We start from the raw sequence: 12,909 nt of genomic DNA, 5'->3' as shown, positions 1-12,909 counted from the left end.
CTAGCCCGTCGGTCGGCGCCTGCCGAGCGGTGAGGTCTTCACGCTGCCATCGGTCGAGACCGTCAGTCTCCAGTAGTTGTCGGCCGAATCCTTGAGTACGACTCCGCCGTCCGCTTGGTCGACGAGCCACTCTCCGGACGGCAGAACCGCGGAAAGTACTTCACCATCGGGGGATTGCGCTTGCAGGAGGTCGGCACTGCCAATGCCTGCGCGAGTAATCACGGTTCCTACGAAGGTAACTCCACTTACCTGCCCGCGACCAGTCACGCTCCACCCTTCGGGAAACGATTTCGGATCGATGTCGGAAGTTGTGCTGGAGAGCAGATTGACAGCGGTGCCATCCGGACACCCCTCGGAATCGACGCGGACTTCGATTGCCGGCCGCTGGGTATCCGAATCGAACTGGACGTTGGCGAGGTAGGGCTGTCGGCAATACACCAGGTCCATACACACCGAGCGTGCTGCGACCTTGCAGTTGACCAGGCCGAATTGTGCGGGCCCACCACGATCGCGATTCCCGATCGACAGGGCGATGTCGGCGCCCTCGAACCATACATTCGTCAACCACCAATCATTTGCGGCTCCGTCGATCAACACGTGCTTGTCTGTCGTGTTCGGATCGGTGTCGGATACGAACTCGACGTTGACCATGGACAGCCCGGCACTGTGATCGTTTCCCGTCCCCAGGACTCCGACGTAATTGCTCGTGAACTTCGAGGATGTGACGTAATTCTGAATGCATGACGTCGTGAGTCCGATTCCGAAGTTGTTGACATCGCAATTGATGAACGCAGTGCCACCCGTGTTCTGGTCGAGTATTACCCCTCGCTGCTGTGCGAACTCGGGATAGTTGTTACTGACGTGTCCGCCACGGAGTACGACGGAATCGAACGAGCATCTGAAGCATTCGGACAGGGACACCGCCGCGCCGGTTGCGCCGGTCACGTAGATCCCCAGGCGCTTGAAACTCACCCGATGCTTTCCTCGAAGTGCGATCAATGGTCCGTCCCCGGCGTAACCGATGGTTGTGACGTCGCTGCCGTCCCCAATGACTGCGGCGTAGTCGGGCAGGTCGGGCCATGCGGTGACGCGGTAGGCACCGGCGGGCAGGTAGAGAACTAGGGGCCCGTCGCCGACCGCACAAGCGGTGGCGATCGCCGTTGTGTCGTCGGCCTTGCCATCGCCGACAGCCCCGAAATCACGGACGTTGCGCGCGGAGGGGACATCGGAGACGTGTGGCGAGGTGAACTCGACAGTCGGTTTTTCGGCCGATGACGAACATGCGGCAACCGCCAGCGGTAGTGCTGCAGCGACACCCAGTGAACGAGCCAGCAACCGCCGCCGATTCAGGACATCGTCGGTCACCGGTCCGCCTCGAGTGTGTCTGCCGTTGCATCGAGGACGATCGCGGGTTCCTCCTTCTGCGGTTCCGTGTCGGTACTCCGTGTTCGGATTGGTCCGCTGTTCGGCCGGCGGAAGATCTTGCGAAGCCAGTTGGCGTGCTTCTTCGATATTGCTACCGCTCCGACCAGCCGGGATCCACCTTGATCGAACGTCGCCAGTGCGCCGAGTACCTGCGGCGACGTCGATCTCCCCATTTCGACGACAGCGACTGTGCCGTCGCAACGCCCGGAGAGCGTCAGTGCGTCGGCGGCAGATCCGACCGGGGCGGCGTCGATGACGACGTAGTCGAAGTCGTTACGGAGTGCGGATACGATCTGAGTGAGGCGCTCGGATGCGAGCAGATCACTTGTTTGATCGTCGACAGATCCGAGGGCCAGCACGCTGATCCCGGTGTCAGCGCACGTAGACAACTCGTCGACGGGGGACGCAGTCGTGCGCAGGAGGTCTGCGAGGCCCGAGTCGGACACGGGAAGATGGTTGGAGATGCCACTTCCCGTGGTATCCGCGTCGATCAACACGACCCGCCGACCGCTGTCGGCGAATGCCTTCGCGAGCATGACCGAGACATCCGGTTGTGAACGTGCCGACAGACTTGTGAGCATCACTGTCATCCCACTGTCGCCACCACCCGCCTGGATCAATCGAGTGCGCAGTCGCCGAGCCTCCCCGATGGCACCGGGTTCCCCGACATCGAGAATGGCGAGAACGGGGACCGGCAGAATTTCACCGAGTTCATGTGATGTCCGGATCGTGCGGTCCATGCGGTCCTTCACGAGCGCCGCCAAACAGCCGAGCGCCAATCCGGCGAGAAGGCCGATACCGAGCAGCCGGCGCGAGTTGGGTCCATTGATCGCGGTGGGATCTGTGGCCGGATCGACGACCGAAACCCTCGCAGCAGGAGCCGCGTCGGTCTGGATGGTCTCCAATTCGTCTATCAGCCTGCGGAACTGAGCTACCACGGCGTCGGTCAACATGACGGCACCCTCGGCGGTCGAATCGGTGACCGTGACGTCCAGCAGCGCGGTGGCAGGGGGGAATGAGGCCGTGATCTTGCCCTGCAGCTCGCCGGCAGACATCGGCAACCCGAGTTGGTCGACGACGCGTTGAGCGACGTTGGAACTCGCGGCGAGGTTTACATATGACGTCACTCGCTGCTGGGCGGCAAGGCCACCCTGGTAAACGTCGTTCACCGACGTTCCGGTTGCCATAGTCACATACAGTCGGCTGGTCGATTGATATGTGGTCGGTTGCATGGAGCTGTAGCCGGCAGCGCCCGCCACACAGAGAAGCGTTATCGCCGAGATGAGTATCCAGCGGCGGCGAGCTATGTGCCAATAGTCGATCAATCGCATGTCCTTCAACCTTTCGACCGCGCCGCGCCGACGAGTGTGTGTGGCGGTTCCTGCGGTTTCTGTTTCGAAGACGCTTCAGTGCGTCTTCGGTGCTCTCCGACGAGCAGGTAGACAATCCAGACCAGAATGGCCACCTGAAGTGACTTTCCGAGGAGATCCATGCTGCCCAGAATTCCCCGCTCGAAGAAGACGGGACCTGCGCGCGTTCTCGGTGGCCCGACCGTGAACGGCGGGGTGATCGCCGACTGCGCGGGCAGGCAGATCGGCGAGATCGACGGACCACTCCAACCTTTCGACCGCGCCGCGCCGACGAGTGTGAGTGGCGGTTCCTGCGGTTTCTGTTTCGAAGACGCTTCAGTGCGTCTTCGGTATTCTCCGACGAGCAGGTAGACAATCCAGACCAGAATGGCCACCTGAAGTGACTTTCCGAGGAGTTCCATGCTGCCCAGAATTCCTCGCTCGAAGAAGACGGGTACCTCGATCAGCATGAGACCCATCGAGATCGGGATGATGTGCCATGAATGCAACGCACGCACTCCGGCCAACACCAACGCGAAAGTGAAGATAACGCCGACGGCGACCCCGGGATACCCGCCGAGCACGAAACCCTCGTTGATGTTTCCCTCGGCCAGTGAGACGGACACCCTCGTCATGTCGACAGACGACCCACGGACTTCGATTGCCCACGCGGTCCCGGACTGGAACTTTGCGGTCCCGAGCAACTGTTCCGGCACCATGCTGATGAGCGCATGGTGTGCGACGTCCGACAGGGTGAGCCAAGGCCGTCCGCCCAGGTAGTAGCTGTCCGTCGCAGCCTCGAGAAGATCGAATCTGCGCAAGATGCTGAGGAAGGGCTGCATGGCTGCGGGATAGTTCGCATCGAGCACCTCGGACTGCGCTCGCGCGAGAGCGGATGCCTTGATGGCCTGCAGCCAGCCGAACGCTGCTATTCCCAGAACCGAGATCGCCGCGATCGCGGCGACCTTTCCCCTGGACCATCCGGTGAGCGCGAAACGGACTGCAATCGCGAGCGCGGCGCCCATGATCGGTGTCTTCGATTCGATTGCGACAGTCCACATCAACTCCATGACAGTGAGCGCACCGATAACCGCAACAGCCACCCTGGGATTGGCCGGCCGGTAGAAGACGATCAGCCCGAGGGCGCCGATCACCGCCATCAGCGTCACGAAGCTGAGTATCGGGTTCGGGCTCTGCGTTTGTCCGGCCGAGGCGGTGGAACCTGTTGCATACGACACGACTCGCCCGAGTACACCGATCGCGTAAACGGTCCAGAGTGTAGGAATCAGATTCGCGTCGCCGGCGGAACGGCCTGAAACGCGTGCGTCACGGTCACGTCCTGGACGATGCCGGATCCAGACCGCATACGCCACAACGATGATCGCATACACCCACAGCCCGAACACGACGGGTCGCAGGACCATCGCGATCCCGTGGTCGTATCCGATCGTGGCCAGTCGCGGATCGGCGATGCTGTCGCCGAACCGTGGTTGCGGCCGCACCAGTAGAAGGACGATCGGCCGCGCGACGTAGGACAGGCTCCAGTAGGCGGCCTGCGCGATGAGGAAGACGCGTGCGATTCCGTGAACGTATGCAGCGGCGACGACGATCGTCGCCAGTGCTCCTATGACGAGCAATATCTGGAACTCGGGGTTGTTCATAGTTCGCGTTCCGATTCTCGATTGTCAGCCGATTTCATCGACGATCTCTCGGGCACGATCCACATACCGGTGTCTACCCTCCACGATCCGCCGGAAACCCGATTCTGCAATTCTCTCCGCCTGGCCGGGACTGTTCACGCACCATTCCACGATCTCGTTCAACTCGTTCTCGTTCGAAAACAAGAGACATTCCGTGCCCTCCTCGAGAAGTTCCGCATGTTCGCTTGTCCTTTCACCCACGAAGAGTCCGCCGGAGGCGGGCACTTCGAAACTTCTGCAGGTGTGCGTGTCCCGGTTGTCGGAGTTGAGCAGAACGAGGTTTGCCGTCACGGACGCGATCTCCGAGGCGAAATGCTCTCCGTACACCGGACCCGCGACGTCGGCGTGGGTGATCTGCAACTCGGGCACTCGGCGCCAGCCAGGCCCTCGAACGAGCATCTTCCCGCCGTACTTTCGTGCCAACGAGATCAAGCGATCGCGACGGTCGGGACGGCAGGCTCCGATGAAGCCGACGATGTATTGCCGGGAGTCGCGCCGCGCCGAGAGGTGGTGCCACGCAGGGTCGTATGCGCTGAGAACGAACTTGACGGCGCGCGCGCCACGTTCGAGTAACTCAGGAACGTTGTGGCGCTTGGTCGTGACGACGAGGTCCCATTGGTTCTCGAGTTCCAGGTAGCCGGGTGACGTGTTGTAGGGGTTCGAGGTGTCGTCGGGGCTGTAGTGAACATGGAACTGGGCCGGGACGCCGAGGAGGCGTCGTTGGTCAAGGAAGACGGCCTTGAATCCGAACACCATGTCGGGTCTGAATTCGGCAGCGATGGCATCGATGCGCGAATGAACGGCTTCGATGCTCCAGGACGCACGCCGGTGAGTAGCCTTCGCATATATCCACGGAGGTGACAGCCGCGTAGGAAGTGACACGGACGTCGAGTCGACAACGACGACGTCGTGTCCCGCCTGCCGGAAGCCGTTGGCGAGCGATCGAGCGTTGCTTCCGACCCAGTCGTCGCCGACATACAGGATCTTCATAGCCGATTCTCCTTGTGAACCAGCGCGACCTCTGTGACGGTGCCGTCGGCATTGCGTTCTTTCCGTTCGCGACCGGCGAGTTGCCGCATCCGGACGACGTACCACAGCGCCACGGAGAACTCGCAGCACAATGTGCCGTAAACGAGGGCCCACACCGATTGGGTCAGTGCAGCGACGAACAACGCAGCGGCTGCGACGCCGGTTCCGACGGTTGCACCGATCAAGACGCCGCTCGTGTCCTGCTTGACGGGTAAGACCGCCGTGGTGACAAATGACGTCAAGGCGGTCGCGGGAAGTATGAGCACCTCGACTCGCAGGAGCGGAATCGCCTCGGAAAAATCGCTTCCGAAGATGAGGTTGATCAGAGTCGGCGCCGCAATCCATACCGCGACAGTCGCAACTCCGGCAGCGCAAAGACATACGATCAGGGCCTGGGTTGCGCGTCGCCAGAACTGGTCGTCGTTGCTGTGGCGGGCCATACGTGGCAGTAGGGCGAAGCCTATTGGGTCGAGCAAGGACTGTATGGCTCGCACCAGCCGATCTCCGGCAGAATACAGGCCGATGGACACCGCATCGAGCACCGAGGAGTACACCGCGGCAGCGCCCTGCCCGTAGCTTGCCACGAGCAAACGTGAGGTGAGGACGGGTGCTCCCATTCGGAGGATGGTCATCACTTTGTGTGGACGACATGGGCGGCCGAACTTCTTGAAAGAGTCCCTCCATGTCAGTGCGACGGTCAGTGTGGACGACACGAGTAAGCAGAGGAGGGCGACAGAGGGATGGGGTAGGCGTGGGAGCAACGACATCAGGAGCACGAGATATGCGACTCGGCCGATGCCCTGATACGCCATCGACGCTCCGAATCGACCTTGCCCTATGAGAACCCAATCTTCGGAGATGGACCAGAAGCCACCGGCGAACAACCCGAGCAGGATCATGTGAACATGGACATCGACGCCGAGGACGAGGCTGGCGAGCAATGTGGCACCGATGGTCCCGAGGATGGCCGCTCGGATCACGAGATAGTTTCCGCGGAGCTGATTGATATCTGCGCTGTGGACCATAGCGGCGAGAAACTGGGTGATTCCGAGATCGACGAGCAGGGATCCGATGAAGTAGGAGGACATTCCGATCGCGAGAAGCCCCAGTCCTTCGGTTCCGAGAACTCGCGCGATCAACGGAAGCGTTACTACCGTGATCACATACTGGCCGTACTTCCCGAAGCTTACGAAAGCGATGTCACGCACGACAGTGACGATGTGGTTTTCTTTGCGATCGTCATGCATGTGCTGCTCGCTTACGTTTCGGCGTGGCAGTCACGGTGTCGAGAAATGATGCTATGTCGCGAGCGGACTCGGCTATGTCGAAATGAGCTGCACGCCGGCGACCCGCTGCCGAGAGGCGTCGACGAAGCTCGCGGTCTCCGATCAATGTGTTCAGCGCCGTTGTCAGTTGCTCCTGATCACCGCCGTCGACGAGTAGCCCGTTGATCCCGGACTCGACGATCTCGGTTGGGCCGCCGGGGCCCGAGGCGATCACCGCGCAGCCCGCGTTCATCCCCTCAACCACGACCTGACCGAACGGTTCCGGGATGACGGAGCAGTGCACCAGAATGTCGGCCTGCCGCATGTAGGCGTCGGGGTGATCGACGTGTCCCGTAAAGATGACTGGAAGGTCGAGTTCACATGCGAGGCGCTCCAGGCTTTCACGAAAAGCTTCCTCGTCGAAGAATGTCCCTCCGACGAGGTAGACGCACTCAGGTCGAACAGTCGTATCGGCCAGCGCGCGCAGGAATACGTCCTGCCCTTTCCAAGGCGTCAAGCGTCCGACGGCGACGACAACAGTCTCGGATGGGCGACGTTGGCCTACGTGATCGGCGAGACTGCGCGGTTGGATTCCAGGGTAGGCGACGAGCGTTGCCCTGTGCCAGGTGATCAGTGTACTCAACGTCGATCTGCTATTGGCGATGTAACCTCGGCTGAACACCCAGCCGAGTCCGCGAACGACGCTCGAGAGGAGCCCTCCGAAGTACTCGGCGGATATCCTGTCGTGCACCTGCCAGACGAGTGGGATCCTTGTGCGTCGCGCAGCGACAGCGCCGATGACCAGTGCCTTGGTGCTTTCTGCGACAAGAACTGTCGCCCCTGTCGCCCTCGCGGTTGCACCGGCCGACCATCCGATCTTGGCGAGTCCGATGAATCCCACGATCAGTCGGCGCAGGCTCCTGCTTCGGACAGTCATGGCACGACTATCGAAAGTGCTTGGCAAAACGATGGTTTCCACACCTGCCTCGCGCATGCGATCGACAATCGGCCCGCCCTGCGCACAGACCACCGCGACATCGATTCCCCGACTCCTGGAGTCACCTGGCCTATTGTCGCGCAGAGCGATTGCCAATCGAAGTGTTGCCAACTCTGCACCAGAGGGTGCGGCTGTGTGTGTGATGAAGAGGGCCTTCGTCATGAGACCAGTTCCTCGTACATCGAGATGTGCTGCTGCGAGGCGGCGTCCCAGGAGAACGTTTCGGCGTGAGCACGGCACTGCTCGGGCCCGGGAACTTGTCCGTCCAGAGCACGGACGATCCGGTCTCCGAGCGCATCGGCGTCGCCGGTGGGAACGATCAAGGAAGGGTCGAGTTCCTGCACGGAGTCCGGTAATCCGCCGCACTCGGTCACGATCGGGGCGCGCCCGGCGGCCAGGGATTCGAGCGCGATAAGCCCGAACCCTTCCAGTGCGACGGATGGGACGATGGTCAGCGCTGCCTGTCCGTACAACTGAGCCAGTCGTCCGTCGGTGGCGTTGCCCTCGAACGTGATCGAGTCCCGGTAGCCAGCCTCGGCAGCTTGGACCCGGAGGGCCGATTCTTCGGTACCAGTACCGACTATCACGAGTCGGGCGTCGGGATGAGCAGCGATGACTGCTCGCCATGACCGGAGCAGAACATGTATACCCATCCTCCTCTCGAGGCGTCGAACACAGAGGATGGTGCATGACGCCGAGGGAGAGTCCGATGGGCGAAAGCGGTCGAGATCGACACCAGGAGGAATAACCCTGATCTTGCCTTCTGGAACCTGGTAGCTGTCGACGAGCAGATTTCGGAAGTGCTTGGACAGTACGACGAAGCGATCTGCGCCGGCGTAGCGGAGCCGTTCGATCCAGTACTTCGACCGCGCAACCATCTCACCGGCCCCCACCATGCGACTTTCGGCTGCCCAGGGCCCGTGAAAGTGCACAACCAGGGGATGTTTGCCATGCGCGCCGATCGCCGAGCGTCCATAGAGGCAGAAATGGCGGTCGATGACCGCGTCCGGCGGTAGAGCGCTGGTGTCGCGGAAGGCCGTGTATGCGCGGCTCAACGTCGATGCACCGACCGGGCCCCACGAACGCCCGCCCCGCTCGGGCTTACCGAACGCTGCAGCGGAAACGTCGACGCCCGGGAGTTGATTCAGTGTGGAAAACAAGTCGGTGAAGTATCGGTTCAATCCGCCAGGTCCCGACGTGAACCACTCCGCCCCCGTCATATGGAGTCGAAGAGACCGAGTGTTGTCGAGTTGTGGACTACTCACCGTAAAGTTCATGTCGCGCCGGCTGTCGTTGCTATTGCGCTGTCACGCCGGCCCATTCGGTACCGGACAATTAAACTCTACATTGCTGCACACGGACGCGCGATGTCGTTGCGAGACTTTCGCAATGCCCGTTCACGTCGATGTCTCGAGCCGTGCGGCGTGATAGAATTTGAGGCAGTCCTGTCGCCAGGAAGCATTGGTGCACAAAGAGGATCATGATTGTCGCTCGCGTCGAGGGTTTGGTGGGAGAATAGCGATGGCTGCTGCCACGGTTTCCGTCTGCGTTCCGGCATATAACGCCGCCAACACTCTCGAAGAGACGTTGCGATCGATCCTCGACCAGGATGTCGAAATCGATCTGGTCGTTCTCGACAATTCGAGCGAGGACGCCACTCAATCGATCGCGCACTCGTTCAGTGACTCACGGGTGCGAGTCTTTCGCAACGACGTCGTTCTGCCGATCGGCGCCAACTGGAACAGGGTAGTGGGATTCTCGACCGGGCGACTGGTGAAAGTCGTCTGTGCAGATGATGTCCTGATGCCGGGATCGCTCGAGATGCAGATGCGTGTAATGGCTGATCCTACAATAACTCTCAGCTCCGCGAAGTTCGACGTGATCGACGAGGACGGGGTGCTGCGGGAGTCACGACTGGGGATTCCCGGCTTGGAGGGACTTCATGCTCCGCGCACTCTGATGAGGACAATTGTCCGACGAGGGCCGGCCGACTTCGGGCCAACGGCGGCCGCGATGTTCAGGCGAGAGCATTTCGATCGTGTGGGGGGATTTCGCGGTGATCTCGTTTTCCCCATGGACGTGGATCTGTTCGCGCGAGTGACAGCCTTCGGGATGTTCTTCGGTATGCCCGAGCGCGTGGCTGCGTGGCGGGACTCCACGTTCAACATGTGCAGTCAAACATCGACAGTCAGCAAGTTGTCGGACATGCTTCGCTTCCATCACCGAATTGCTCGTGATTACCCCGAGTTCATTTGTCGCGCAGATGTTCTCGCGGGTGACGTGCGACTGATGAGGGCGGCGGTCGAGCGGCTCACCGTGCGATCCCGCACCGTTCTGTCGCGAAGGACCCGGTTGCAAGTCGACTGCTGAGTCGGCCGTGGGTGCCGACTATCCGGCGGAATTGCGTATCCGGCGGAATTGCGCCACCGCACATCTGTAGCTGATTACTTTCCTCCGAGTCTGACTACCGCCACTACCGTCAGTAGTAGCACCTTGACATCGAACCACATGCTCCAATTCTCGATGTAGTAGTTGTCGAAGCGGGTGCGATTTCCGATCGACGTATCGCCGCGTAGACCGTTGACCGCGGCCCATCCCGTTATTCCCGTCGGCACGCGATGGCGCGCTTCATAGTTCGGAACCGTGGTCCGGAACTTGTCGACGAAGTGGGGGCGTTCAGGCCTCGGGCCGACGAGTGTCATGTCTCCCCGAATGACATTCCACAGCTGAGGCAATTCGTCGAGCGAAGTCGCCCGTAGGATCCGACCGAGGCGCCCGATCCTGGCGTCATGTGCAATGCACCAGTGAGTAGCGGATTCGTGGTCGCTTGCTGGGTTCATCGTTCGGAACTTGAGAAGTTCGTATACCCGGTCGTCCAAGCCGACTCGCTTCTGTCTGAACAAAACCGGTGCTGATCGGTCCGAAAGATACACCGCGACAGCGATCGCAAGGAGAGTCGGGGCCAACGCTACAAGCATTGCCGCGCTGAGGACTCGGTCCATCCATAACTTCACCCGCCACAGGAACGATCGGTGTGCCGCTCGGCGAAACTTCTTCAATGGGACGGCACCGATACGTTCCATGTCGCTGGTGACCGCAGTCATCTCCCACAGTCGGGGAACAACGAAGATCTCGCAGTCGATGCGGTCGCATTCACGCAACGCGTGGATGACCGCGCCATCGACGGCGTGGGGAAAGGCGAGTACCGCTGTGTCGATGTGGTGAGTCGTGAGGTACTCGCACAGGTTACCTCGCAGCGGGGTGATCGGTACGTTCCCATTGTGCGCGGTCTCGGCGTGTAAGGAGTCGTCGAGAAGTCCGATCAACTGCAGTCCACACGAGGGCTCCGCGACAATGCTGTCCGCCAGTATCTTCGCGACAGGACCTCCGCCGATGATCACCGTTCGACGACCGCCGAGGAGCTTCCGTCTGAAGAAACGTTCGACCGCATAGGTAACGTTGCGGGACAGTACGACGGCCACGAGGGTCACTGCTGCCAGCTTCACCGTGCCCACCAATGTGCCGTTCGGGGTCAAGATCACCGCGGTACCCATTGCCGCCAGCGTGCTCGCGAGTGCAAGTCGGGGCAGGGCGTCGAGTAGCGAGAGCGTCAGGTGAGGTCGGTACGCACCTGTGAGCGCCAGGATCGCGACGATTATCGCTGCTGACTCCGCGGGGCGATCGATCCGTGTCACTGAACACACGACCGACAGCACGATGAAGTCCACAGCGAGCGGGAGCAGGTAGGTCCGTGCACGCTTTCTCGACAGGGGCCGGCTGGGAGCCTGCAGTGAATCCGGAACGATGTCTGCGGAGTGGCGGACCGCGCGTGTCAGGGGAGGTCGTGGATACAAGGGTCCGATTCGCAATATCCGACGGGTGCTGGTGGTCATGGCTGTACTTCATCTCGGTTGCTGGCGGCTGAACGCGAATCGAGCCGGCCGTCTCGGGTTGCCGGCGTGTCCGCGTAGGTCTCACGGTGTCTCGACGCCACGCGTTCCCGACTCCGCGTGCGGATGAGCGCTGGAGCGGGAACGCATTGCGTCTCAGATGGAAGGACCCATCGTCCGGAGAGTTCCGGATAGCGCTGCGATACTTCGGGAAGCAGATCCGGCAGCGTGAGCACAACCTTGTCCGGCTGAGCGCGAAGTAGTCGCTCAGGCGAGATGATCGGTACATCGGTGCCGGGCATTCGCCGCCCTTGTTTGGCGGTGGATGCATCGGCGACGGCCGCGACAAGGCGCCGGTCGACGCCCGCGTGGGCGAACAGTGGTACGGCCCGAGATGCGGCGCCGTAGGCAAACACTCGACAATGCCGCCGTGCCATCACTGTCAGCCAGTCGCGGAAGGCGGTCGCATCCGTGTCCGCGGCGAGCTGTAAGGATTGCACAGTAACAGGGTTCGTGACTCCGGTCATGTGCTCATCGGCAAGTATGCGATGGACACGGGGTGTCGGTGGTGCGCACGGCGAACGGCGCGCGGCCGCCAGGACCGTGCCGCCATAAAGGTCGAATACCCATGCCTGTGTGAGGTGAAGTCCTGCGTCGGCCAGCAACCGGCGGAGTGAGGTCAAGGAATAGTATGCGAAGTGGCCGTGCCGTAGTGCCGTCCACTGCTGATGCTTCACAATCGCAGTAAGAGAATGAAATTGGATGAGCAGGATGCCGTCGGCGTCGAGTGCCGCTGCTCGCCCGGCCAAGGCCGCCCGCTGGTCAGGTTCGTGCATGATCCCGAAGCAATCGATCACCACAGAGGCCGTGTGCCGGTCCGTCGCGACACGGAACCCCCGCGCGGTGAGCAGCGGCAACCATGTTCCGCCGTGTGGACTGCCGAACTCGGTGACCGTGTCGCCCGTGAGGTACCCGGCATCGGCGACGGCACGAACAGCTGTGCATGCTTGCTTTCTCAAAGCCTCTGGTTCGACGCCACGTGGCTCCTCCGGCACCGTGTCGTCGTCGACGAGCTGAGCCAGACCGCACTCTCGACACAACGCCATTGTCAGGCGATGCGCCGATTCGGCCGGGGTGACCGGACTACCGGCCGGAGGGAAGAAGTCGGCCGCGGGCATCGAACCGAGATCGAGTACTCGATCGAACACGGCGACACCACAGCCTCGACAGGCCATCATGTCGGAACCTCGGTGC

The 12,909-nt window shown here is 61.5% G+C and carries 10 protein-coding genes; 1 reads left to right on the top strand and 9 read right to left on the bottom strand.

Going from position 1 to position 12,909, the window contains the following annotated elements:
• The 7 genes from ACFWAY_RS19500 to ACFWAY_RS19470 are packed head-to-tail and all read right to left on the bottom strand — an operon-like array spanning nucleotide 1 to nucleotide 8,985.
• A complete protein-coding gene (locus ACFWAY_RS19500; protein ID WP_378511732.1) occupies nucleotides 1-1,365 on the bottom strand; it encodes a glycosyl hydrolase family 28-related protein in 1,365 nt (454 codons plus the stop codon).
• Nucleotides 1,362-2,756 (bottom strand): Wzz/FepE/Etk N-terminal domain-containing protein, encoded by a 1,395-nt coding sequence (locus ACFWAY_RS19495; protein ID WP_378511731.1) that lies wholly within the window; start codon nucleotides 2,754-2,756, stop codon nucleotides 1,362-1,364. The genes ACFWAY_RS19500 and ACFWAY_RS19495 overlap by 4 nt, the downstream gene beginning before the upstream one ends.
• Nucleotides 2,757-2,761: 5 nt before the next feature.
• Nucleotides 2,762-4,435, bottom strand: a complete 1,674-nt coding sequence (locus ACFWAY_RS19490) for a hypothetical protein (RefSeq protein ID WP_378511730.1) — start codon at nucleotides 4,433-4,435, stop codon at nucleotides 2,762-2,764.
• 24 nt (nucleotides 4,436-4,459) lie between these two features.
• Nucleotides 4,460-5,464: a glycosyltransferase gene (locus ACFWAY_RS19485; protein ID WP_378455330.1), complete on the bottom strand. Its 1,005-nt coding sequence runs from the start codon at nucleotides 5,462-5,464 to the stop codon at nucleotides 4,460-4,462.
• Nucleotides 5,461-6,750: a lipopolysaccharide biosynthesis protein gene (locus ACFWAY_RS19480; protein ID WP_378455331.1), complete on the bottom strand. Its 1,290-nt coding sequence runs from the start codon at nucleotides 6,748-6,750 to the stop codon at nucleotides 5,461-5,463. Before ACFWAY_RS19480 ends, ACFWAY_RS19485 begins: the two co-directional genes overlap by 4 nt.
• Nucleotides 6,743-7,927 carry a glycosyltransferase family 4 protein gene (locus ACFWAY_RS19475; RefSeq protein ID WP_378455332.1) on the bottom strand — a complete coding sequence of 395 codons (1,185 nt, stop codon included), beginning with the start codon at nucleotides 7,925-7,927 and terminating at the stop codon, nucleotides 6,743-6,745. Before ACFWAY_RS19475 ends, ACFWAY_RS19480 begins: the two co-directional genes overlap by 8 nt.
• Complete coding sequence (locus tag ACFWAY_RS19470; RefSeq protein ID WP_378511776.1) at nucleotides 7,924-8,985, bottom strand: glycosyltransferase family 4 protein; 1,062 nt, start codon at nucleotides 8,983-8,985, stop codon at nucleotides 7,924-7,926. The genes ACFWAY_RS19475 and ACFWAY_RS19470 overlap by 4 nt, the downstream gene beginning before the upstream one ends.
• 301 nt (nucleotides 8,986-9,286) lie before the next feature.
• Between ACFWAY_RS19470 and ACFWAY_RS19465 the strand changes: the two genes are divergently transcribed.
• Nucleotides 9,287-10,135 carry a glycosyltransferase family 2 protein gene (locus ACFWAY_RS19465; RefSeq protein ID WP_378511729.1) on the top strand — a complete coding sequence of 283 codons (849 nt, stop codon included), beginning with the start codon at nucleotides 9,287-9,289 and terminating at the stop codon, nucleotides 10,133-10,135.
• 74 nt (nucleotides 10,136-10,209) lie between these two features.
• On the opposite strand, the gene ACFWAY_RS19460 is transcribed toward ACFWAY_RS19465, so the two are convergent.
• Both ACFWAY_RS19460 and ACFWAY_RS19455 read right to left on the bottom strand, forming a co-directional pair.
• Entirely contained in the window at nucleotides 10,210-11,658 is a 1,449-nt protein-coding gene (locus ACFWAY_RS19460) for a sugar transferase (RefSeq protein ID WP_378511728.1), read from the bottom strand.
• Nucleotides 11,655-12,893 carry a transferase gene (locus ACFWAY_RS19455; RefSeq protein ID WP_378511727.1) on the bottom strand — a complete coding sequence of 413 codons (1,239 nt, stop codon included), beginning with the start codon at nucleotides 12,891-12,893 and terminating at the stop codon, nucleotides 11,655-11,657. The genes ACFWAY_RS19460 and ACFWAY_RS19455 overlap by 4 nt, the downstream gene beginning before the upstream one ends.
• Between the last annotated feature and the right edge of the window lie 16 nt (nucleotides 12,894-12,909).

The organism is Rhodococcus sp. NPDC059968 (assembly GCF_042738615.1).
Lineage (GTDB): Bacteria > Actinomycetota > Actinomycetes > Mycobacteriales > Mycobacteriaceae > Rhodococcus_F.
This window is presented reverse-complemented; position numbering and strand designations above follow the sequence as displayed.